This window comes from Paracoccus yibinensis, from assembly GCF_030846195.1.
GTDB lineage: Bacteria > Pseudomonadota > Alphaproteobacteria > Rhodobacterales > Rhodobacteraceae > Paracoccus > Paracoccus yibinensis.
The window spans coordinates 119,961-142,530 of sequence record NZ_JAVCWH010000003.1 but is presented as its reverse complement, the minus strand read 5'-3'; the positions used below and the strand labels follow the sequence as shown (position 1 = coordinate 142,530).

22 protein-coding genes are annotated in these 22,570 nt (G+C 66.5%); 16 read left to right on the top strand and 6 right to left on the bottom strand.

Translation table 11 applies throughout. The features are described 5' to 3' along the window. Positions 1 to 16: 16 nt before the first annotated feature. Genes RAH32_RS07875 through RAH32_RS07865 form a run of 3 tightly spaced genes read left to right on the top strand, consistent with a single transcriptional unit; the run spans position 17 to position 5,222 of the window. Positions 17 to 1,081: an efflux RND transporter periplasmic adaptor subunit gene (locus RAH32_RS07875; RefSeq protein ID WP_306606863.1), complete on the top strand. Its 1,065-nt coding sequence runs from the start codon at positions 17 to 19 to the stop codon at positions 1,079 to 1,081. Beyond that, positions 1,078 to 2,175 (top strand): efflux RND transporter periplasmic adaptor subunit, encoded by a 1,098-nt coding sequence (locus RAH32_RS07870; RefSeq protein WP_306606861.1) that lies wholly within the window; start codon positions 1,078 to 1,080, stop codon positions 2,173 to 2,175. Before RAH32_RS07875 ends, RAH32_RS07870 begins: the two co-directional genes overlap by 4 nt. Beyond that, positions 2,172 to 5,222 carry an efflux RND transporter permease subunit gene (locus tag RAH32_RS07865; RefSeq protein ID WP_306606859.1) on the top strand — a complete coding sequence of 1,017 codons (3,051 nt, stop codon included), beginning with the start codon at positions 2,172 to 2,174 and terminating at the stop codon, positions 5,220 to 5,222. Before RAH32_RS07870 ends, RAH32_RS07865 begins: the two co-directional genes overlap by 4 nt. A 12-nt stretch (positions 5,223 to 5,234) precedes the next feature. Here the strand turns inward: RAH32_RS07865 and map are convergent, their stop codons facing one another. Next, positions 5,235 to 6,032 carry a type I methionyl aminopeptidase gene (gene map, locus RAH32_RS07860; protein WP_306606857.1) on the bottom strand — a complete coding sequence of 266 codons (798 nt, stop codon included), beginning with the start codon at positions 6,030 to 6,032 and terminating at the stop codon, positions 5,235 to 5,237. 106 nt (positions 6,033 to 6,138) lie between these two features. Between map and RAH32_RS07855 the strand changes: the two genes are divergently transcribed. Both RAH32_RS07855 and RAH32_RS07850 read left to right on the top strand, forming a co-directional pair. Further along, a complete protein-coding gene (locus RAH32_RS07855) occupies positions 6,139 to 6,879 on the top strand; it encodes a competence/damage-inducible protein A (protein WP_306606855.1) in 741 nt (246 codons plus the stop codon). Next, positions 6,879 to 7,592: a GNAT family N-acetyltransferase gene (locus RAH32_RS07850; protein ID WP_306606853.1), complete on the top strand. Its 714-nt coding sequence runs from the start codon at positions 6,879 to 6,881 to the stop codon at positions 7,590 to 7,592. Before RAH32_RS07855 ends, RAH32_RS07850 begins: the two co-directional genes overlap by 1 nt. Here the strand turns inward: RAH32_RS07850 and RAH32_RS07845 are convergent. Further along, positions 7,587 to 8,267: a CbiX/SirB N-terminal domain-containing protein gene (locus RAH32_RS07845; RefSeq protein WP_306606851.1), complete on the bottom strand. Its 681-nt coding sequence runs from the start codon at positions 8,265 to 8,267 to the stop codon at positions 7,587 to 7,589. The two genes, RAH32_RS07850 and RAH32_RS07845, sit on opposite strands and share 6 nt — an antisense overlap. Then, positions 8,264 to 8,827, bottom strand: coding sequence for a DUF4202 domain-containing protein (locus tag RAH32_RS07840; RefSeq protein WP_306606849.1), 564 nt, complete (start codon positions 8,825 to 8,827; stop codon positions 8,264 to 8,266). Before RAH32_RS07840 ends, RAH32_RS07845 begins: the two co-directional genes overlap by 4 nt. 67 nt (positions 8,828 to 8,894) lie before the next feature. Between RAH32_RS07840 and RAH32_RS07835 the strand changes: the two genes are divergently transcribed. After that, positions 8,895 to 9,416, top strand: coding sequence for an NnrU family protein (locus tag RAH32_RS07835; RefSeq protein WP_306606847.1), 522 nt, complete (start codon positions 8,895 to 8,897; stop codon positions 9,414 to 9,416). Between the two features lie 54 nt (positions 9,417 to 9,470). Here RAH32_RS07835 and RAH32_RS07830 read toward each other — a convergent pair whose 3' ends face one another. Beyond that, entirely contained in the window at positions 9,471 to 10,517 is a 1,047-nt protein-coding gene (locus RAH32_RS07830) for an NAD(P)/FAD-dependent oxidoreductase (RefSeq protein ID WP_306606845.1), read from the bottom strand. 10 nt (positions 10,518 to 10,527) lie between these two features. On the opposite strand from RAH32_RS07830, the gene mnmC2 reads away from it, so the two are divergent. Next, entirely contained in the window at positions 10,528 to 11,199 is a 672-nt protein-coding gene (mnmC2, locus tag RAH32_RS07825; RefSeq protein WP_306606843.1) for a tRNA (5-methylaminomethyl-2-thiouridine)(34)-methyltransferase MnmC2, read from the top strand. Here mnmC2 and RAH32_RS07820 read toward each other — a convergent pair. Beyond that, positions 11,196 to 11,921 (bottom strand): rhomboid family intramembrane serine protease, encoded by a 726-nt coding sequence (locus tag RAH32_RS07820; RefSeq protein ID WP_306606841.1) that lies wholly within the window; start codon positions 11,919 to 11,921, stop codon positions 11,196 to 11,198. The genes mnmC2 and RAH32_RS07820 overlap by 4 nt on opposite strands. A gap of 4 nt (positions 11,922 to 11,925) precedes the next feature. After that, a complete protein-coding gene (locus RAH32_RS07815) occupies positions 11,926 to 12,348 on the bottom strand; it encodes an META domain-containing protein (RefSeq protein WP_306606839.1) in 423 nt (140 codons plus the stop codon). Positions 12,349 to 12,470: 122 nt separating this feature from the next. Between RAH32_RS07815 and RAH32_RS07810 the strand changes: the two genes are divergently transcribed. The 9 genes from RAH32_RS07810 (at position 12,471) to RAH32_RS07770 (ending at position 22,468) form a co-directional block, all read left to right on the top strand. After that, positions 12,471 to 13,739, top strand: coding sequence for a 4-aminobutyrate--2-oxoglutarate transaminase (locus tag RAH32_RS07810; protein WP_306606837.1), 1,269 nt, complete (start codon positions 12,471 to 12,473; stop codon positions 13,737 to 13,739). 197 nt (positions 13,740 to 13,936) lie between these two features. After that, positions 13,937 to 14,518: an NADPH-dependent FMN reductase gene (locus RAH32_RS07805; protein ID WP_306606835.1), complete on the top strand. Its 582-nt coding sequence runs from the start codon at positions 13,937 to 13,939 to the stop codon at positions 14,516 to 14,518. A gap of 12 nt (positions 14,519 to 14,530) precedes the next feature. After that, positions 14,531 to 15,472: an ABC transporter ATP-binding protein gene (locus RAH32_RS07800; RefSeq protein ID WP_306606834.1), complete on the top strand. Its 942-nt coding sequence runs from the start codon at positions 14,531 to 14,533 to the stop codon at positions 15,470 to 15,472. Next, positions 15,469 to 16,239: an ABC transporter permease gene (locus RAH32_RS07795; protein WP_306606831.1), complete on the top strand. Its 771-nt coding sequence runs from the start codon at positions 15,469 to 15,471 to the stop codon at positions 16,237 to 16,239. Before RAH32_RS07800 ends, RAH32_RS07795 begins: the two co-directional genes overlap by 4 nt. 577 nt (positions 16,240 to 16,816) lie before the next feature. Continuing rightward, entirely contained in the window at positions 16,817 to 18,193 is a 1,377-nt protein-coding gene (rimO, locus tag RAH32_RS07790; RefSeq protein ID WP_306606829.1) for a 30S ribosomal protein S12 methylthiotransferase RimO, read from the top strand. 79 nt (positions 18,194 to 18,272) lie between these two features. Continuing rightward, positions 18,273 to 18,908 (top strand): MT-A70 family methyltransferase, encoded by a 636-nt coding sequence (locus tag RAH32_RS07785; RefSeq protein ID WP_306606827.1) that lies wholly within the window; start codon positions 18,273 to 18,275, stop codon positions 18,906 to 18,908. A 14-nt stretch (positions 18,909 to 18,922) separates the two neighbouring features. Then, a complete protein-coding gene (locus RAH32_RS07780; RefSeq protein WP_306606826.1) occupies positions 18,923 to 19,765 on the top strand; it encodes a sulfotransferase family protein in 843 nt (280 codons plus the stop codon). Between the two features lie 58 nt (positions 19,766 to 19,823). Next, positions 19,824 to 21,479, top strand: a complete 1,656-nt coding sequence (ettA, locus tag RAH32_RS07775; RefSeq protein WP_306606824.1) for an energy-dependent translational throttle protein EttA — start codon at positions 19,824 to 19,826, stop codon at positions 21,477 to 21,479. Continuing rightward, complete coding sequence (locus RAH32_RS07770; protein ID WP_306606822.1) at positions 21,476 to 22,468, top strand: hypothetical protein; 993 nt, start codon at positions 21,476 to 21,478, stop codon at positions 22,466 to 22,468. The genes ettA and RAH32_RS07770 overlap by 4 nt, the downstream gene beginning before the upstream one ends. Positions 22,469 to 22,570: the final 102 nt, after the last annotated feature.

Sequence of the window (22,570 nt, the reverse complement as noted above, 5' to 3'; positions counted from 1 at the left end):
TGGTAGGATCTGTTTCATGTGGTCGGGTCGGTTTGCATGGGTCGTCTTCGTATTGGGCCTGCCCGGATATCCGGCGCTTGCGCAAGGTGACCTGCTGCGTGTCGAACTGGTCGCTGCCCAGGAACAGACGGTTAGGTTCGACCTGCAGCTGTCCGGCAGCATCGCCGCCACCGACAGCGTGCAGATGAGCTTTCGCCAAGCCGGGCGCGTGACCCGCGTGCTGGTGGACGAAGGCGACCGGGTGGCCCGGGGGCAGGAACTGGCGCGGCTTGATTCGGTCCAGCAGGATCAGGCCCTGCGCGTGGCCGAAGCGGGGCTGGATGCCGCACGGGCCGGGCTGTCCCAGGCCCGCCAGGCCAGCGATCGTGCCGAAGGCCTGCTTGCGCGTGGCGTCGGCACCCGTGCCGCGCGCGATGATGCCCTGCGCGCCCTGTCAGAGTCGCAGGGAGCGCTCGAGCGTGCTGAAAGCACGCTGGACCAGGCCCGGCGGGCGGTTCAGGACACCATCCTGCGCGCGCCCCGGGATGCGGTCGTGACCGCCCGGGACATGGCGCCGGGCCAGATCGTCGGCGCCGCGCAACCGGTGCTGACCCTTGCGGTTCTGGACGGACTGGAGGCGGTGTTCGACGCCCCCGACCACCCCCGGCTGGACAGCGCCATGGGCAGCCCGGTCCGGCTTGACACCATCGACATCGACCACCCGGAAATGCAGGGCCGGGTCACGGAAATCTCGCCCCTGGTGGATCCTGCGACAGGAACGGTGACGATCCGCGTCGCCATCGAGGATATGTCCGCCGATACCGCCCTGCTGGGCGCGGCCGTGCGGGGGCATCTGGACATTGCCGTCGATCGGGGCATCGCGGTGCCCTGGACGGCGCTGATGCGCGACGGCGACCATCCGGCCGTCTGGCGCGTCGATGCCGACAACCGCGTCAGTCTTGTGCCCGTCACCATCGGCCAGTTCGCCAATGGCGTCGTGTATCTGTCCGACGGCATCGCGCCGGGCGACGTCGTGGTGGGCGCTGGCTCGCAGTTGCTGTATCCCGGACGCCAGGTCCAGAAGGCCGAGGTGCTGCCGTGAAGGTGCTGGTCGTCCTGTCGGCAGTCCTGGCAATGTCCTTGCCCGCCCATGCGCTGGAATTGCCGTCATGGCTGGATTTCACGTCGCAGGCCGAGGAAACCCTTCCCCCCCGGCCTGTAGTTTCTGAAATCGTCGAGGATCGGGGTCAGGACGCACGCTGGATTCCCGGCGTGGTGGCGTCCCGGACGCAGGTGACGATGGCCTTCCAGACGCTTGGCCGGATGGTGTCGCGCCCTGTCGATCTGGGCGACCGCGTAAGGCAGGGCGACGTGCTGGCCAACCTCGCGGCCGAGGATCTGGCCGCGACGACCCGCGCCGCCGAAGCCGCCCTGGCCGCGGCCGAGGTTCAACGCGACACCGCCCGCCTCACTCTGGAGCGCGCCGAGGCCCTGGTCGCCCGCAACGTGGCCAGCACCGCGCAACTGGAACAGGCCCAACGCGCCGCCGCCGCCGCCGAGGCCGGGGCCGAACAGGCCCGATCGGCCCTGGTCCAGGCCCGCGACGCCCAGGGCTATGCGCGCATGACCGCGCCTTTTTCGGGCGTGGTCAGCGCCATCTACGAAGTTCCCGGCAGCGTTCTGGGCGCGGGAACGCCGGTCCTGCAACTGTCGGCCGAGGATCAACGCGAAGCCGTGATCGACCTGCCCGAAGCGGCCCTTGCGGGCTTGCCTGCGGACGCGGTCTTTTCGATCTGGCAACGGACCGATCCCGACCGCCAGGTGCGGGCGGTCCTGAACCGGGTCGATCCCGTCGCGGACGCAGCGACCCGCACGCGCAGGCTGTATCTGACCCTTCCGGCGGATGCGCCCTTTCGCCTTGGCGCCCTGATCCGGGCGCGCCTGGGAACCGCCAGTGAACCCGTATTGACCCTGGCCAGCACCGCCATCTTCCACCGGGACGGCATCCCCCATGTCTGGCGCGTGCAGCGCGGCGACGACGGCGCCCATGTCGAGGCCGTGCCGATTACCGCCGCCGGCGATTTCCAGGGCCGCATCCTGCTTGGACAGGGGTTGGAGCCAGGGGACGAGGTGGTCATTCGGGGCGTGAATTCCCTGACGGACGGTCAGCCGGTCGGGGAAAGGGTCCAGCCGTGAAGCGTTTCAACCTGTCGGACTGGGCGCTGAACCATCGCAGCTTCGTATGGTTCCTGCTGATCATCTCGCTGGTGGCGGGGACCATCAGCTATAACAACCTGGGCCGCGAGGAAGACCCGAACTTCACCATCAAGATCATGGTGATCAGCGCGGCCCTGCCCGGCGCCACCGTGGAAGAAACGCTGACCCAGGTCACGACCCGCATCGAAACGAAGCTGGAAGAACTGGACGAACTGTATTTCACCCGCTCTGTCACCATGCCGGGACAGGCGGTCGTCTATCTGGAACTGCTGCCGACCACGCGCGGCCCGCAGGTGCCCGACATCTGGAAACGCGTGCGCGAGATGATGTCCGATATCCGGCCCGAGTTTCCGCAGGAATTCGCGGGCTTCCAGTTCAACGACGATTTCGGCGACGTTTTCGGCAACATCTATGCCTTTACCGCCGACGGATACAGCCCGCGCGAATTGCGCGACCGGGTCGAACGCATCCGCAAGCAGGTGGCCGCCCTGGACGCCGCCGGCCGGACCGAGCTTCTGGGAGAGCAGTCCGAGCAGATCTTCCTTGAATTCTCGGCCGCGCGGCTGGCAGCCCTGGGGCTGAACCAGCAGCAGGTCGTGGCCACGCTGGCCCAGCAGAACGCCATCGTGCCGTCGGGGGTGATCCAGGCGGGGCCGGAACAGGTGCTGGTCCGCGTGGGCGGGCAGTTCGACGATGCGGATGCCATCGCCGCCGTGAACCTGCGGGTGGGCGAACGGTTCTTCAACCTGGGCGACGTGGCAAGCGTGCGGCGCGGCTACCAAGACCCGCCGCAATCGCTGTTCCGCTATAACGGCAAGCCCGCCATCGGCCTTCAGGTCGGGATGCGCGAAGGCGAGAACATTCTGGAATTCGGCAAGGATCTGGACGCGCTGATGTCGCGCGTGGCCGCTGAACTGCCCGTGGGGATCGAGATGGCCAAGGTTGCCGACCAACCCCATGTGGTCGAGGATGCCGTGGGCCATTTCGTCACGGCCCTGGCCGAGGCCGTGATCATCGTCCTTGTGGTCAGCTTCATCAGCCTGGGCCTGCGCGCCGGCATGGTCGTGACCATGACCATCCCGCTGTGCCTGGCCATCACCTTCGTGATCCTGGATCTTTACGGCATCACCCTGCAGCGCATTTCGCTGGGGGCGCTGATCATCGCGCTTGGGCTGCTGGTCGATGATGCGATGATCGCGATCGAGACGATGATATCCCGGCTCGAGATCGGCGAAACACTGGAAAAAGCCGCCAGCTATGCCTGGACCTCGATCGCCTTTCCGATGCTGACGGGGACGCTGGTGACCGTTGCCGGCTTCATCCCGATCGGGCTGAACAGCTCGGCGGCGGGCGAGTTCACATTCTCGCTGTTCGTGGTGATCGCCGTGTCGCTGGTGGTGTCCTGGATCGTGGCCGTGCTGTTCGCGCCGCTTCTGGGGGTGACCTTCCTGCGCCGCTATGACGCCCATCATGAACTGAAGCCCGGCTGGCTGCGCCGCCGCTTCCACGCGCTGCTGCTGTGGTCGATGCGCTTCAAGTGGATCGTGATCGCGGTCACGCTGGCGCTGTTCGCCCTGTCCCTGTGGGGGATGCGCTTTGTGGAACAGCAGTTCTTCCCGACCTCGGACCGGACCGAGGTTCTGGTCGATATCGTCGAACGCCAGAACACCTCGATCGCCCGGACGCGCGACGACATGGACCGCCTGGAACAGGTCCTGGCGGGGAACGAGGACGTGCTGTTCTGGACATCCTATGTCGGCACCGGCGCGCCGCGCTTCGTGCTGGCGATGGATGTGCCGACGCCCGGACCCTATATGGGCCAGATCGTGATCCAGACGCCCGACCTTGCGGCGCGCGACCGGCTGAAGGCGCTGCTGATGGACAAGGCGGCGCGCGAGTTTCCCGGCGTGGACATCTATGTGAAGAACCTGGAAATTGGGCCGCCGGTCGGCAAGCCGGTGCAATACCGCGTCAGCGCCCCCGATGCGGATGCCGCCCGCGACACCGCCCGCCGCCTTGCGGCCGTGCTGGCCGGGGAGCCGCGGCTGCGCGACATCTCGATGGACTGGAACGAGCCTGCCCGCGTGGTGCGGCTGGAAATCGACCAGGACCAGGTGCGGCGGCTGGGCCTGACCAGCCAGGACGTGGCCGATACGCTGTCGGCGCTGTTCTCGGGGCAGGTCATCACCCAGTTGCGCGACGACATCTTCCTGATCGACGTCGTGGGACGGGGGCAGGCCGAGGACCGCACCTCGATCGAATCGATCCGCAACCTGCAACTGCGGCTGCCGAATGGCGAGGGAACGCCGCTGTCCTCGGTCGTGTCGCTGGACTATGCGACCGAACAGCCGCTGATCGCGCAGCGCAACGGGCTTCCCACCGTGACGGTCAAGGCCGATGTGGCGACCAAGGACCAGCCCGCCACGCTGGTCAACGCCCTTGCCCCCGCCGTGGCCGAGTTCCAGGACAGCCTGCCCTCGGACGTGACGATCACGGTGGGCGGCACGGTCGAAACCTCGGGCGACAGCCAGGAACCCATCGCCGCGGTGGTGCCCGTCATGCTGTTGATCATGGCCTTTCTGGTCATGGCCCAGATGCAAAGCTTCCGCTTGTCGCTGATCGTCTTTGCCGCGGCGCCCCTGGGCCTGATCGGGGTGGTCGCGGTGCTGGTGCCGTTTGGCGTGCCCATGGGCTTTGTCGCGATCCTGGGGATCCTTGCGCTGATCGGCATCCTGATCCGCAACTCGGTCATCCTGGTCCACGAGATCCAGGAACTGCTGCACAAGGGCCGCAGCCCCTGGCAGGCCGTGTTCGAGGCGTCAGACAGCCGTGCCCGGCCGATCCTGCTGACAGCCGCGGCGGCGTCGCTGGCGCTGATCCCGATCTCGCGCCAGGTGTTCTGGGGGCCGATGGCCTTTTCGATGATGGGCGGCATCATCGCGGGCACGCTGATCACGCTGGTTTTCGTGCCGGCGCTGTATTGCGCAGTGATGCGGGTCAAGCCGGAACCGCAGGGCCGGGGCTGATCGCGGGGGCGGTCAGTCCAGTTCGGGAAAGAATTTGTCGGACAACGTGAAAATCTCGCATCCGTCGGCGGTCACGCCGATCGCGTGTTCGAACTGCGCCGACAGGGATTTGTCGCGAGTCACGGCGGTCCAGTCGTCGGCCAGGACCTTGGTTTCGGGGCGGCCCAGGTTGATCATCGGCTCGATGGTGAAGAACATGCCTTCTTCCAGCATCGGCCCTTTGCCGGGGCGGCCGAAATGCAGCACATTGGGCGGGGCGTGGAAGACGCGGCCCAACCCGTGCCCGCAGAAATCGCGCACCACCGACATGCCGCGCCCTTCGGCGTAAGCCTGGATCGCCGCGCCGATATCGCCGAAGGTCGCGCCGGGACGCACGGCCTCGATCCCTTTCATCAGCGCGTCATGCGTGACCTGGATCAGCCGTTTCGCCTTGATCGGGGCCTTGCCCGCCACATACATCCGGCTGGTGTCGCCATACCAGCCATCGACGATCACCGTCACGTCGATGTTCAGGATGTCGCCATTCGCCAGAACCTTGTCGCCCGGAATGCCGTGGCAGACCACATGGTTCACGCTGATGCAGCTTGCATGTTCATAGCCGCGATAACCGATGGTGGCCGAGGTGACCTCCAGCTCCGCGATGCGGCGGGTGATGAATTCGTCAAGCGCGCCGGTGGTGACGCCGGGCTGGACCAGCGGCCCCACCTCGTCCAGGATCTGCGACGCCACGGCACCCGCCTTGTGCATCCCGGCGAAATCCTCGCGCGCGTGGATGCGGATGCCTTCCTTGGTGATGTGGCTCTGGTCCATCGAAGATCCCTTTCGTCTGGCCGCATAGATAGACCCGGAAGGCCACTTGTTCCAGCCCCGTGCGTGCGCATAGATGCGGGCAGCACAGGTTTCAGGGGGCGGAACGATGCAATCCGACAATCCGACGGCGGCGATCCTGGTGATCGGGGACGAAATCCTGTCCGGCCGCACGCGCGAGGGGAACGCGCATCACCTGGCGCAGGTGCTGACCGCGACGGGCTTCGACCTGCGCGAAATCCGCGTGGTGGCCGACGATCACGACCGCATCGTCGCGGCCATCCGTGCCTTGGACCGCAGCCTGGGCGGGGATTACGACCTGCTGTTCACCAGCGGCGGGATCGGCCCCACGCATGACGACATCACCGCCGATGCCGTGGCCGACGCCCATGGCACCACGGTCGAGATCCACCCCGAGGCGCGCGCCATCCTGCAGGCCCGATACGACCGGCTGGGATACGAATTGACCGAGAACCGGCTGCGCATGGCCCGCATTCCAGTGGGCGCGACGCTGATCCACAATGCCGTCTCGGGTGCGCCGGGCTTCTCCATCGGCAACACGCATGTCATGGCGGGCGTCCCCGAGGTGTTTCGCGGCATGGTCGATTGGCTGATCCCCCGCCTGTCCGCAGGCCGCCCCGTCCAATCGGAAAGCGTCGAAGTCCGGCGCGGCGAAAGCGATGTGGCCGAGGGGTTGCGGGCCGTGGCGGACGATTATCCCGACCTGTCGCTGGGCTCCTATCCCTTCCAGGATCCGACCGGCTGGGGCACCAACCTGGTGGTGCGGGGCCTTGATGCGGATCGCGTGGCCCAGGCGATGGCGGCGCTGAAACAGCGGCTCGGGTTGTGATGGACGCGGCCCTGGCCCAGGCCTTCGAGGATACCTGGCCGGCAGCGGAATACGCCGATGCCGGGGGTTTCCGCGTGGGCCGGGGCCTTGGTGCGGGCGGGCGGGTCAGTTCGGCCCGCGCAATCGGCCCCTGGATGCCGGATGACATCGCAAGGGCCGAGGCGATCCATCGCGGCTGGGGTCAGCGGCCGATGTTCCGCGCCCTGGACGGGGATGCGGCCCTGATCGCCGCCCTGACGGCAGCCGGATACCGGCGCGAGACGCCGACCGCGATCATGCAGGCACCGGTCGCCTTGCTGACCGGGCAGACAATTCCCCCCGTGACCACCTTTGCGATCTGGCCGCCCTTGGCGATCCAGCGGGACATCTGGGCCGCCGGCAATATCGACCCGATGCGGCAGGCGGTCATGGACCGGGTGTCCGTTCCAAGGACCGCCATCCTGGGCCGCATCGACGACCGTGCGGCTGGGGCGGCCTTCGCCGCGGTTGCGGCAGGGGTCGCGATGATCCAAGCGGTCGAGGTGCTGCCCTCTTTCCGCCGCCGAGGCCTTGCGGGCTGGATGATGCGGCAGGTGGCCTTGTGGGCTGCCGAGCAGGCCGCCACTCGGATCGGCCTGGCCGTTAGCCGCGCCAATACCGGCGCGCGGGCGACCTATGACCGGCTGGGCTTCATCGAGGTCGCGGGCTATGCCTATTACGCCAGGAACCTATAGCGCCGCACGGATGCTGGCGGCGATCAGGGCGGGCACCTCGGGCGCAAGGCCGATGGGGTCGAGGCGCGGGCCAGTGAAGCCCGCCTGATCCAGGGCTTCGGGCAGGTCGTCCAGGACATGTTCCGCCCGCAGCGCGAAGAAGGGCAGGCTGACGGCGCGCTCCAGCCCCCGCGCGGCGTCGGCGATGAAGGGTTCCTGTTCCACGAAGCCGGTGACGACGCGGGCGAAATGAGGGGCGATCCGGTCGGCAAGCGCATTGGTGATCGTGAACGACGCCTGCGATCGCTGCGACCCATGTGCGGACAGCAGCAGCGTCGTATCCCCCGGTGCCCAGCCTCGGGCAGCGGCTGCGGCATGGGCTTGCGCGACGATCAGGCCGGGCAGGGCGGGGTCGGTGCCGAAGGGGCGCATCACCCGCGCCCCGCCTGCACCCGCCTGGGCCAGGCGGCGGGGCAGTTCGCTGCGGGTGAACCAGCCCTCGGCCATGAACATGGGATAGATCAGGCTGTCGAGGTCCGCGACCGCTGCAAGAGCGCCCGGCATGGCCAGCGTGGCGCCCGCGACCGGGCAGCCTGGATCGCAGGCGGCGACACGGCCGGCCAGATCCTCGATGGCCTGCTGCTGCGGGCCGGGATCGCCGGGCTGGCCGTGGGAGACGATGACGGCCCGCATCATGGACGGAAATGCCGGGCCAGGGCCTCGGGCATGGGAAATTCTTCCAGCGCCCGCGCGCGCCCCTCTGCGGACATCTTGGCGGCGGTCTTCTGGATGATGCGGTCCATCTTCTCGTCGGGGATCGCCGCCATGAAGTCGCCCAGATACCAGCGGATGAAGGTGAAGCAGATCACGTCCTCCAGCGCCTGGACCTGATCGTCGCGCTTGAGTCCCTGCTTGGTCAGCATCTTGCGGACCTGGGCGATGTCGTCTTCGCCGTATCCCGCATCCGCCATGATGCCTGCGATGCGCTCGGCATGGCGGCGGCCCTGTTCCTGGCGCCATTGCAGATAGCCCGCCCGGTCCATCGGATAGGCGTCGCGCGGCAACAGCCAGCGTTCGATGTGCTGGCCCCGGCAGGCGATGCGCAGCGCGTCCGAAGCCTGGGGAAACAGGTGCTGCTGCTGTTCCGTCATGCGCTGGCCATAAAGCAGGTTGGCGGGCTTGCCCTCGTCCAGGTTCGGATCGCGGGCATTGGCGGCGTCGATGGCCTGAAAGGCATGGTCCAGTCGGGTGGTCATGGGGCGCGTCCTTTTTGCCGCAGTTTCACCCGCTGGCGGTTCCGGCTGCAAGCGGCTAGATGGAAGCATGACTGGATGGATCGAATATATCGCCGCCTGGGCCTGTTTTCTGGGCGCCCACATGATTCCCGCGCTGCCGGGGCCGCGCGGCTGGCTGGTGGCAAGGCTGGGGCGGCGGGGGTATCTGGCGGCGTTCAGCATCCTGTCGATCGGGCTGCTGTACTGGCTGATCCTGGCGGCGGGCCGCGCGCCTTATGTCCACCTGTGGGACCAGCCCCTGTGGAGCCGGTGGCTTGTCAACATCGCCATGCCGCTGGCGGTCCTGGCAGGGGCGCTTACGGTGGGCATGTCGGGGCTGGTGGTGGCCTTTGCCCTTTGGGCCGGCGTGCATCTGGTCGCCAATGGCGATCTGGCCCATGCGATCTTCTTCGGCGGGATGCTGATCTTCGCGCTGTCCGGCGTGGCGCGGTCGGGGCTGCCAGGCGCGTTTCGCGTGACTTGGCGAAGGTTGGCGGTGGCGGTGGTGATCTGGGCGGCGTTTTTGCACCTGCATCCGCTGGTGATCGGGGTTTCGCCCCTGCCGGTTTAAGCCGGGGGCGCTTCGCCCCCCGGACCCCCCGAGGATATTTGAACCAAGGCAAAATCAGGTCAGGCGAAAGCCATCGGGAATGGCGTCGTGGCCGTCCAGGATCAGGTCGGCCATCACCTGAGCGATCTTGGGCGCCATGCCGAAGCCGATCTTGAAGCCGCCATTGGCGACGAAGTGACCGGGGCGGCCGGGCCAGGGTCCGAGAATCGGGGCGCGGCTGCTTGCCCGGGGGCGGGCGCCCGCCCAGCGGTCGGTCACCGGGGCATCGCGCAATGGAGGGCAGATGGCGCGGGCCTTGGCGATCAGGATGTCGATCTGGTCGTCGGGGTCAAGGTGGTCATAGTCATTTTCCGAAGTCGAGCCGATGGCGACCGTTCCATCGGCATGGGGAACGATATGCAGCGCATCGGCGAAGATCTGCGGCGCATCGGCCGCGGCGTATCGCAGCAGCGCCGACTGGCCCTTGACGCCCTTGCCGATGGCCCGCCCCAGGTCGCGCGACAGATCCGCAAGGCCTGCCGTGCCGGTCGTCCAGAGGACCGGGCCGTCCGGGTCGCCGGGGGCCTGACCCTCGGTGATCTCTCCGCCCCGGTTGCGGATGGCATGGGCAAGGGCCGCGCCTGCCGCCCGGGGCGCAAGGCGCGCGGTCAGCCCGTCGAAGAGCCACAGCCCCGAGGGGCTGTCGGGCAAAAGGTTGCCGTCCGGGGCGTCGGTCAGGCGCATGGCGCAGTCTTCAGGCCAGCGTTGCGATGCGGCGGCGATGCGGTCGGCCAAGCGGTCTGCGGCTGCGGCATCGGCCACGGGTTGCAGCCGGCCGGTGCGCCCGTAGCCGGTGGGCAGGTTCGCGGCCTCCTCGACCCCGGCCCAGAAGGGGGGGGCCATCAGCAGGCTGTCCAGCTGGAAGGCCTTTTTCGAATTCCAGTTTTCGGGCGCATGGGGGGCAAGCGCGCCGACATGGCCGCCGGATGACCCGGCGCCGATCCGATGCGCCTCGATCAGGCGGACACGGGCGCCGCGCCGGGTCATCTCCCACGCGCAAGTCAGGCCGAAGATGCCGCCGCCGATGATCGTGACGCTTGTCAAGACATGTCCCTTTCCCATAGCTACGGGCATGAGCGCGTTATCCGATCCAGACCCCGCCCGCCACCCGCAGCTTGACTGGCGCGAGGGCGGCGTGCCGGTGTCCACCCGCTTCGACGATCCCTATTTCAGCCTTGCTGGTGGGCTGGCCGAGACGCGGCATGTCTTTCTGGACGGTAACAACCTGCCCGCGCGGTTGCGGCCGGGCTTTCACGTCGCTGAACTTGGCTTCGGAACCGGGCTGAACTGCCTGGCCCTGGCACAGGTCGCGGCGGTGCCCGTCACCATGACCAGCTTCGAGGCCTGGCCGATGAGCCTGCCGCAGCTTGAACAGGCCCATGCGGCCTTCCCGGAACTGGCGGATCTGTCGGCGCAGCTTCGCTCAGGCTGGGGCCGCGAGGTGATCCGGGTCGGCCCCGTCGAATTGCGGCTGGTGGTCGGCGATGTGGCGCAGACCCTGCCCGCCTGGCAGGGCCGCGCCGATGCCTGGTTCCTCGACGGTTTTTCACCCGCGAAGAACCCGGAAATGTGGGGAGAGGCGATCATGGCCCATGTCGGGCGCTGCACCGCACCCGGCGGCAGCTTTGCCACCTATACGGCGGCGGGTGCGGTGCGCCGGGCGCTGACCGATGCTGGGTTCCGGGTCGAACGCCGCCCCGGCTTTGGCCGCAAGCGTCACATGAGCGTGGGCGTCAAGCCCTAGCGGCCCACCCGCGGGATCCGGGTGGGCGCATAGACCGCATCGGGGTGTGGGGGATGGCCGTGGGTGCGCGCCCAGAAGGTCGGCCCGCCCAGCCGCAGGAACCGGGGCAGGGCCAGCGTGACCCCCGCCAGAAATCCGCCTGCATGGGCCCAGTAGGCGACCCCGCCCCCGTCTGTCGGCGTGGTGTAGCCACCGAAGATCTGGATCGCCAGCCAGACGCCCAGAACGATCCAGGCGGGCAGGGTGAAGACCTTGAAGAAGATGATGAAGATCGCCAGGATATCGACCTTGGCGCGGGGAAACAGCAGCAGATAGCCGCCCATGACGCCCGCAATGGCGCCCGATGCCCCGACCATGGGAATGGTCGAGAACGGATCTGCCGCGATCTGGGCCGCAGCCGCCACCAGCCCCGCCAGCAGATAGAAGATCAGGAAGCCCGCGCGGCCAAGCTGTTCTTCCAGGTTGTCGCCGAAGATGTACAGAAACAGCAGGTTGCCGGCCAGATGCATGATCCCGCCATGCAGGAACATGTGGGTCACAAGCCCCCACAGCAATTCCCCCTGCACCACGGCCAGCGGATAGAGCGCCAGCCGCACCCAAAGCCATTCGCCGCCCGCCACCATCGGCAGGGTGGACAGATACAGGAGGATGTTGGCCGCGATCAGCCCATAGGTGATCCATGGCTTTTGTTCCGACGGATTATGGTCCCGGATCGGAAACACCGGGCTATTGCCCCGCAGGCCTGGTCAGGGCGATGCGTTCGCGCCCCTCGGGGTCGATCAGGGCGATGCCGTCGGCGGTGCGGCGGGCGCCCGTGATGCTGCCCATGGCGTTCCCGAAGCGCATCTCGGCCATGTTTCGGTCTTGCTCCATGCAGGCCATGCGGGTCATCACCAGGCCGCTGACGGCCATGGCGCCACCGCTTTCGGTCAACTGGCCGCTGTAGCGGTTGCAGGGCGCGCGCCCGGTGACGCGGCCGCCTTCGCCAACCTCCAGCGTCACGCCGGCGGGGGCGGGGGCGCCGTCGATGCGGGCCACGGTGAAGGTGTCGCCGGGGCGCAGCATGGCGACCGACCGTTCGCCCGCGTCCTGGCAGGCGGCAAGGCTGGCCATGGCGGCAAACAGGGCAAGGGGGCGGGCGATCGTCATGCGGTCCTCGGACAGTGGGCGGTGCCAGCATCGCCCGCCCGGTCGTCCGGCGCAAGGGCGGGCCTGTTCGGGGCAAGAAGGCTGCGCTAGCATCCGCCAAACCCGAAGGGAGAGCGATTCCGATGACGACCATGACCGACCGCAAGAACGCCGCCATTTCGCGCGGCGTTGGCATGACCACCCAGATCTATGCCGAACGGGCCGAGAATGCCGAGATCTGGGACAAGGACGGCAACCGCTATATCGACTTTGCGGCAGGCATTGCGGTCGTGAACACAGGACACCGCCATCCCAAGGTGGTCGAGGCGGTGAGGGCGCAATTGGACCGCTTTACCCACACCTGCCACCAGGTCGTGCCTTATGAAAACTATGTCGCGCTTGCGGAACGGCTGAACCGGCTGGTGCCTGGTGATTTCGACAAGAAGACGATCTTCGCCACCACCGGCGCCGAGGCCGTGGAAAACGCCATCAAGATCGCCCGGCATTACACCGGACGGCCCGGCATCGTCAGCTTCGCGGGCGGGTTCCACGGACGGACCTTCATGGGCATGGCGCTCACCGGCAAGGTCCAGCCCTACAAGGCGGGCTTCGGGCCGATGATGCCCGATGTCTGGCACCTGCCTTTCCCGAACCCGCTGCACGGCGTCAGCAAGGAAGATGCGTTGAAGGCATTGCAGCAGTTGTTCAAGGCCGACCTGGAACCGGCGCGCGTTGCCGCCATCATCGTGGAGCCTGTGCAGGGCGAGGGCGGATTCTACGAGGTGCCGCAGGGTTTCATGGCGGAACTGCGCGCGCTGTGCGATCATCACGGGATGCTGCTGATCGCGGACGAGGTGCAGACCGGCTTCGCCCGCACCGGCAAGCTGTTCGCGATGGAGCATCACGGCGTCGCCGCCGACCTCGTGACCATGGCCAAGGGTCTGGGCGGCGGCTTGCCGATCAGCGCCGTCACGGGCCGGGCCGAAGTGATGGACAGCCCCAACCCCGGTGGGTTGGGCGGCACCTATGCGGGCAATCCGCTGGGCGTCGCTGCGGCCCATGCCGTGCTGGACGTGATCGAGGAAGAAGGGCTTTGCGACCGCGCCACCCGCCTGGGCCAGCGGCTGAAGCAGCGGCTGGCCGCGGCGCGCGACCAGATCCCGCAGATCGCCGACATCCGCGGGCCCGGATTCATGAACGCGGTCGAATTCAACCTGCCCGGCAGCGACAGCCCCAACCCCGACTTCACCAACCGCGTCCGCGAGGAGGCGTTGAAGCGCGGCCTGATCCTGCTGACCTGCGGCGTCTACGGCAACGTGGTCCGCTTCCTGGCGCCGCTGACGATCCCGGACGCGGTCTTCGAGGAGGCGCTGGATATCCTGGACGAAAGCCTGCTGGCCGCGCGAGGGTAGGGCATGGACGCAGGGCCTGCCGAAACAGGCAGGCCCTTGCTTTCGCCACTCAAGCCATCCATGCAAATCACCCCCTGCACCCTTGCTGGCCCGGCTTCGCCGATTACATGCAAGGAGCCGGTGGATTTTCGCCTTGTTCTTGACCAAGGACGATTGTCTTTAGGGGCGCAGCCCGATCAGGAATTCAAGGAACGGCCATGGCGGAACGCAAGTGCATCGGGGTGATCCTGGGGTCCATCCGGGAAGGGCGCATCAACGACCGTGTGGCATCCTGGGTGATCCGCCAGATGGAAATCCACGGCTTCGCCACGCGCACCATCGACCCCGCCGATCCCGACCTGCTGCCGGTGCAGATGGGCGATGCCGCCGCCATCAAGCGCCTGCGCGAACGGATGGCCGACCTCGACGGCTTTGTCATCGTGACGCCCGAATACAACCACGCCGAACCGGGGCATCTGAAGACGCTGATCGATTCTGTCACCGCCGAATGGTGGGGCCGGCCCGTGGGGCTGATCGGCTATGGCGGCATTTCGGGCGGGTTGCGGGCGCTGGAGGCCCTGCGGATCATCCTGGCGGAACTGCATACCGTCACACTGCGCGACACCGTCAGCTTCGCCTCGCCCTGGCGGAAGTTCGACGAGTTGGGGCACATGACCGATCCGAACGACGCCGCCGCGGCCGAGGCGGCGATGGCGGTTTTTGCGCATCGGCTGGACTGGTGGGTCGAGGCCTTGGCGAATGCGCGCCACGCCCGCCCCTATCACCCCGAGGACGAGTGAAAGGACAAGACGATGACCGCGATCATCCAGATCGAGAACCTGTCCAAGCAGTATGACAGCGGCACCCGCGCGCTGAGCGACGTGTCCCTGTCGATCGAAGAGGGCGAGATCATCGCCCTGCTGGGTCCGAACGGGGCGGGCAAGACCACGCTGATCTCGATCATCTGCGGGCTGGTGGTCCCGACCGGGGGCAGGGTGCTGGTGGGCGGCCACGACATCCGCACCGACTGGCGCGCGGCGCGCAAGCTGATCGGCCTCGTGCCGCAGGAAATCGCGCTTGAGCCGTTCGAGAAGGTCATCAACTGCGTCCGCTTCACCCGCGGCCTTTACGGAGAAGGCCCCGACGATGCCTATATCGAACAGGTGCTGCGCAGCCTTGCCCTGTGGGACAAGCGCGACGCCATGACCCGCGAATTGTCCGGCGGCATGAAACGGCGCGTGCTGATCGCCAAGGCGCTTGCGCACCGGCCCAAGGTCCTGTTCCTGGACGAACCCACGGCGGGCGTGGATGTGGCGCTGCGCCGCGAGATGTGGGAGGTCGTGGACCAGTTGCGCCGCGACGGCGTGACCATCATCCTGACGACCCATTACCTTGAGGAAGCCGAGGAAATGGCCGACCGCATCGGCGTCATCAACAAGGGCCAGCTTCTGCTGGTCAAGCCCACGGCGGACCTGATGGGCGAATTCGGCAAGAAGACCCTGACCATCGAGTTGATGGAACCGCTGGCCGTCGTTCCACAGGCCCTGTTGGACCGTCCGCTGCGCCTGTCGCCCGACGGGCGGTCGCTGGCCTATGAATACGACACGCGCGCCGAACGGACCGGCATCGCGCATCTTCTGGGCGATCTGGCGGGGCAGGGGATCATGGTGCGCGACGTATCGACCCGGCAATCCAGCCTGGAAGAGGTGTTCATGACGCTGGTCAGCGAACCGCGTCAGGAGGTGACGGCATGAGCGGTGTCAACTGGCCCGGCGTCTGGGCGATCTTCCATCACGAGATGACGCGGTTCTTCCGCACGGTCATGCAGTCGCTGCTGTCGCCGGTCCTGTCCACGGTGCTTTACTTCGTGGTCTTCGGCGCGGCCATCGGCGGGCGCATCCAGTCGGTCGAGGGCGTGGAATACGGCGCCTTCATCGTGCCCGGCCTGATGATGCTGACGATCCTTCAGCAATCGGTCAGCAATGCCAGCTTCGGGATCTATTTCCCCAAGTTCAGCGGCACGATCTATGAATACCTGGTGTCTCCGGTCGGCTGGATCGAGGTGACGCTGGGCTTCGTCGGCGCCGCCGCCATGAAAGCCGTGCTGATCGCGCTTGTGATCCTGCTGACCAGCTTCTTCTTCGTCGGCGTCCATATCCTGCACCCGTTCTGGATGCTGGCCTTCCTGATCCTGACGGCCACGGGTTTCAGCCTTTTGGGCTTCATCATCGGGCTATGGGCGAAAAGCTTCGAGCAGTTGCAGATCGTGCCGATGATGGTGATCACGCCCTTGGTGTTTCTGGGCGGCGCGTTCTATTCGTCGGACATGCTGCCGCCATTCTGGGAAGGCATCGCCAAGCTGAACCCGGTCCTTTACCTTGTGTCGGGCTTTCGCTGGTCGTTTTTCGGCCTTGCCGACGTGCCGGTCGGCGTGTCCCTGGTGGCGGTCGGCCTGATGATCGCGGTCTGCTGCCTGGCGATCCGCTGGATCTTTGCGACCGGCTGGCGGCTGCGAGAGTGAGCCGGTCTGCTGGCCCCGGCAGATCCTGGCCTGCGGGTCCAGCCTGACGTATTGCTGGGCGGTGATCACCTGCATTTCCAGTGACCGGTTCCAGCCGCCGAACCAGCGGTCGCGGATGCCGCCGCGATAGTAATTGCCCATGATCTCGTCCACCAGGGGCGGGATGATCTGGGTGTTGGGAATGCGCGGGGCGTGGAAACCGATGCGCGACATGCCCCCAAGACAGGCATTGGGCAGCGTCGTCAGGATCGTGCAGGCCGACCGGCAATAGCCCCTGATCCGCACCGTCTTGCCCGAGCGGGCCAATCGTTCGCGCAACTGGATCATCTGGATCACGTTGCCGCCGCGATGGTCCACCACGTCGATGAAGGGGCCACGCTCGATGATGTCGGCTTGGGCAGCGGCGGGAACCGCCGCGCTCAGCGCGGCGGCAAGGGTCAGGATCAGGCGAAATCGGCTCATGGGGCCATCTTGCCGATTGGGCTGTCCGGGGGAAATCACGTTCCGGCGAAGGCTTTCGGCCGGGGGGCAGCGCATCCCCCTTTTCCGGCGGCGCCGAATCACCTATCTGCGGCGGATGCACATGAACCCGCCCGACCTGCGCCCCGACCTGGCCCGCGCCCGCATTTCCGATGACAGCCTTCTGGGGCGCCGCGAAGGCCAGCCGACCATCGGCATGGTCAGCCTCGGCTGTCCCAAGGCGCTTGTGGACAGCGAACGCATCCTGACCCGCCTGCGGGCCGAGGGTTACGCGATCAGCCCCGACTACAAGGGCGCGGACGCGGTGATCGTGAACACCTGCGGCTTCCTGGACAGCGCCAAGGCGGAATCGCTGGACGCCATCGGCGAGGCGCTGCGCGAGAACGGCAAGGTCCTGGTCACCGGCTGCCTGGGGGCGGAACCCGAATACATCACCGGTGCCCATCCCAAGGTGCTGGCCGTCACCGGCCCGCATCAGTACGAGGCCGTGCTGGACGCGGTCCACGCCGCCGTGCCGCCGCAGCCCGATCCCTTCATCGACCTGCTGCCCGCCTCGGGCGTCAGCCTGACCCCGCGCCATTACAGCTATCTGAAGATCTCGGAGGGCTGCAACCACAAGTGCAAGTTCTGCATCATCCCCGACATGCGCGGCCGCCTGGTCAGCCGCCCCGCCCATGCCGTCGTGCGCGAGGCCGAGAAGCTTGTGCAGGCGGGGGTACGCGAACTGCTGGTGATTTCACAGGACACCAGTGCCTATGGCCTGGATCTGCGGCACGCAACGGACCGGGGGCACCGCGCCCATATCACCGACCTGGCGCGCGACCTGGGCTCGCTTGGCGCATGGGTGCGGCTGCATTACGTTTATCCCTATCCGCATGTCCGCGACCTGATCCCGCTGATGGCCGAGGGGCTGGTGCTGCCCTATCTGGACATTCCCTTTCAGCACGCCCACCCGGATGTGCTGAAGCGCATGGCCCGCCCCGCCGCTGCCGCGAAGACGCTGGACGAGATCGCCGCCTGGCGTGCCATCTGCCCGGACATCACCCTGCGTTCGACCTTCATCGTGGGCTATCCCGGCGAGACCGAGGCCGAGTTCCAGACCCTGCTGGACTGGCTGGACGAGGCGCAACTGGATCGCGTCGGCGCCTTCCAGTACGAAAACGTCAAGGGCGCGCGGGCCAACGACCTGCCCGACCACGTTCCCGCCGAAGTCAAGCAGGAGCGGTTCGAGCGCTTCATGGAAAAGGCCCAGGCCATTTCCGAGGCCAAGCTGCAAGCCAAGGTTGGCAGCCGCATCGAGGTCATCGTGGACAGCGTTGACGACCAGGGCGCGACCTGCCGCACCAAGGCCGACGCGCCGGAAATCGACGGCAACCTGTTCATCGACGAAGGTTTCGAGGCGCTAACCCCCGGGGACATCGTGACCGTGACGGTGGACGAGGCGGGGGAATACGACCTTTGGGGCCGTTTGTGACGCCGAATTGACGCTGGCGGCAGAGTAGCCGGTCCGTTAATGCTGTTCGGAAGTGCAAAGCCCTTGACCGGAGACCGGTTTGACAAGCGCGTCCGACGATCTTCTGGCCACCGCCGGCGCGGTCCGTTTCGGCACGGTCCTGGCCGACCCCCCCTGGCAGTTCCAGAACCGCACCGGCAAGATGGCCCCCGAACACAAGCGCCTGTCGCGTTACCCGACGATGACGCTGGAGGACATCTGCGCCCTGCCTGTCGCGGCCATCGCCGGCGCCCGGTCGCACCTTTACCTGTGGGTGCCCAATGCCCTTCTGCCCGAGGGGCTGAAGGTGATGAAAAGCTGGGGATTCACCTACAAGTCGAACCTGATCTGGTACAAGACCCGCAAGGACGGCGGCCCCGACCGGCGCGGCGTGGGCTTCTACTTCCGCAACGTCACGGAAATCCTGCTGTTCGGCGTGCGGGGCCGTGACGTGCGCACCCTGGATCCTGGCCGAAGCCAGGAAAACGTCATCGCCACGCAGAAGCGCGAACATTCGCGCAAACCGGATGAGCAATACGACCTGATCGAGGCGTGCAGTTGGGGACCCCGGCTTGAAATGTTCGCGCGTGGCCCGCGCAAGGGATGGACCGTCTGGGGCAACCAGGCCGAGGAATACGAACCTGACTGGCCGACCTATTCCAACCACTCCCAAAGCGATGTGGTGAAGCTGCGTTGAGCGATCAGGGGCCGATGCCCGACGGTCGGCCGCGCAAGCCGGGCGCGCTGTGCATCGGCGCGCAAAAGGCGGGCACAAGCTGGCTGGCGCAGATGCTGGGCCAGCACCCGCAGGTCTGGATCCCCCCCTTCAAGGAGGTGCAGTATTTCAACCACCTGTTCATCCCCGAACACCGCCGCTGGATCGCCTGGCATTACCGCCAGAAGCCGCAGGAAATCCGCGACCGCCACGCGCGGCGCGGCATTCCAATGCCGCAGGAACTGGATGCCTATCTGAACGGCGTGACGCGGGGGAAGATGTTCCACAACCAGTGGTACAAGCGCATCTTCGCCCCTGCGCCATCCGCTGCAATGCCCATGGACTTTACCCCGGAATATTCGACCCTGCCGGTCGAGGGCGTCGATTATGTGGCAAACCTCCTGCCCAAGGCCAAGATCATCTATCTGATCCGTCATCCGGTGGACCGGGCCGTTTCGCAACTGCGCATGAACCTGCAACGCGAAAGGCGCCAGCCCCGGACGCTTGCCGACTGGATGGCGGAACTCGACAATCCGGTGCTTTACGACCGCGGCGATTATGCCAGCTACCTTCCCCGCTGGCAGGCGCGATATCCCGACATGCTGGTCCTGCCCTTCGGCAGCATCGCCCGCGAACCGCAGGCCGTGATGGATGCGGTCGAGGCCTGTCTGGGCATCGACCCCTGGCCCTATGAGGACATGACCGAAAGGGTCTTTGCCAACCGCGATCCGCTGGAACTTCCCTCGCAGGCCATCGCGGTGCTGAAAGCCCGCCTGGCTCCGCAACTGGCCTTCCTGACCGATCATCTGGGTGCCGATTTCCTGGCCCGGACACGGTGACCTTTTCCCGGCCCCCGCTTTCGCCTACATAGCCGCAAACCCTTGGCAGGAGATTCCGATGGCGTCCTATCAGTTCGTCTACCACATGGACGGCGTGTCCAAGACCTATCCCGGCGGCAAGAAGGTCTTCGAAAACATCCGCCTCAACTTCCTGCCCGGCGTCAAGATCGGCGTGGTGGGCGTCAACGGCGCGGGTAAATCGACCCTACTGCGCGTGATGGCCGGCTGGGACAAGGATTTCTCGGGCGAGGCCTGGGCCGCCAAGGGCGCGACCGTGGGATACCTGCCGCAGGAGCCGGAACTGGACCCGGCGTTGAACGTGCGCGGCAACGTGATGGAAGGCGTGAAGGCCAAGCAGGCCAAGCTCGACCGCTATAACGAGCTGGCGATGAACTACTCGGACGAGACGGCCGAGGAGATGGCCAAGCTCCAGGACGAGATCGACGCCGAGAACCTGTGGGATCTGGACAGTCAGGTCGATGTCGCGATGGAGGCGCTGCGCTGCCCGCCTGACGATGCCGACGTGAACAACCTGTCGGGCGGCGAACGCCGGCGCGTGGCGCTGTGCAAGCTGCTGCTTGAAGCGCCCGACATGCTTCTGCTGGACGAACCGACCAACCACCTGGACGCGGAAACCATCGCCTGGCTGCAAAAGCACCTGATCGAATACAAGGGCACGATCCTGATCGTGACCCACGACCGCTATTTCCTGGACGACATCACCAGCTGGATCCTGGAACTGGATCGCGGCCGCGGCATCCCCTACGAAGGCAACTATTCCGCTTGGCTGGAACAGAAGGCCAAGCGGCTGGAACAGGAATCGCGAGAGGACAAGTCCAAGCAGAAGACGCTGGAACGCGAACTTGAATGGATCCGCGCCGGCGCCAAGGCCCGGCAGGCCAAGCAGAAGGCCCGGATCAACGCCTATAACGAACTGGCCAGCCAGTCCGAGCGCGAGAAGCTGTCGCGCGCCCAGATCATCATCCCCAACGGCGAACGCCTGGGCAATCGCGTGATCGAGGTCCAGGGCCTGAAGAAGGCCATGGGAGACAAGCTTCTGATCGAGGATCTGGATTTCGCCCTGCCGCCCGGCGGCATCGTCGGCGTGATCGGCCCCAACGGCGCGGGCAAATCGACCCTGTTCCGCATGTTGACCGGCCAGGAACAACCCGACGCGGGCGAGATCGCGTATGGCGACACCGTGCACCTGTCCTATGTGGACCAGTCGCGCGATGCACTGGACGCGCAAAAGACCGTGTGGGAGGAGATCTCGGGCGGGGCCGAGCAGATCGTGCTGGGCGACGCGACCATGAACAGCCGCGCCTATTGCAGCGCCTTCAACTTCAAGGGCGGCGACCAGCAGAAGAAGGTGGGCCAGCTGTCGGGCGGCGAACGCAACCGCGTCCACATGGCGAAACTGCTAAAATCCGGGGGCAACGTGCTGCTGCTGGACGAACCGACCAACGACCTGGACGTGGAAACCCTGCAGGCCCTGGAGGCCGCGCTGGAGGATTTCGCGGGCTGCGCGGTGATCATCAGCCACGACCGCTTCTTCCTGGACCGGCTTTGCACGCATATCCTGGCGTTTGAGGGCGACGCGCATGTGGAGTGGTTCGAGGGGAACTTCGAGGCCTATGAGCAGGACAAGGTGCGCAGGCTGGGGCCGGACAGCATTGAGCCGAAGCGGGTAAAGTATAAGAAGTTTGCGAGGTGAGGCTGCCCGGCGCGCTGAACCGCTTGACGGCGCGACTGCCCCGCAGCCGCGCTGCCATCCCAATGAAGCCGTCAGACCTTCTAAGCGCACGCGAGGTTGCTCGCGAGGTGGCGCAGGCGGTGCTTGACGGACGCCCCGGATCGCTGTTCCGCATGGGCGACACAGGCGGCATGATCCTTTCCCGCCCCGAGCCAGGCAGCTACGGTTTCGCCTATCTTCGGCGCTTTCTGGGAAAGGATCTCACCCGCGGGCAGGCGCTTTGGTTCGCTCGCGCGCTTCTGCGAGCCAACCTTGAAGCGGACATCATAGGGTTGCGAAGCGACCTGATTGGACCCACGATCGATCGCTCGATCTTCGATGGCGCGAGCGAGGAACTCCTCCCGTATCTCCTGAGGAACTATCCTATCCGCGAGGTGGAAAAGGGCGCCTCCCCGCAGGATGCGCTTCGCCTGGCAAAGACACGATGCGCCATCGAGGACACGGCGTTCAAGGCGACGGCGCTGTTCACCGACGCGTGGATCCATGTCGGTCTTGCCGAAAACGGCCTGATATCTGCCCTTCTGCGCCACAGCCCCTCCATCGCGGTGGTGTCCTCGCGCAGCGATGTTATCCGGCCGCTCGCCGAACGGTTGGGCGAGCGCCTGAGGGTTTACAGCTGCCCCGCCTATCCCGAGGTCGAGGGCGAACTTGGCGGCAATCATTCTTTCTTGTGGCAGCGATGGCGCGCTATTTACGACCATCTGAAGCCCGCATATCCGGGCGAACCTTGCCTGATCGCGGGAGGAATCTGGACAAAGCTGGTCGGCATGCAGTTCCGGCGCCGAGGCGGTTACGCGATCGACTTCGGATCGGCCCTTGACTACCTTGTCGCCGATCCGTCCCGACCTCTCGTCCTCGCCGACCGATACGGTGCCGCTGATCGCGTGCCGGGCTTTCTAACCTTGCAGGACCAGTTGGATCGCACCGAGCAGATCGAAGATTACTTGTAGCAACCCGTAGGGTGGGGTTTCACCCCACCATCTGTCGCGTGCAGCGGTGGGGTAAAACCCCACCCTACTCATCCTCGAGATGCGCAATACCGCAACAGCAAG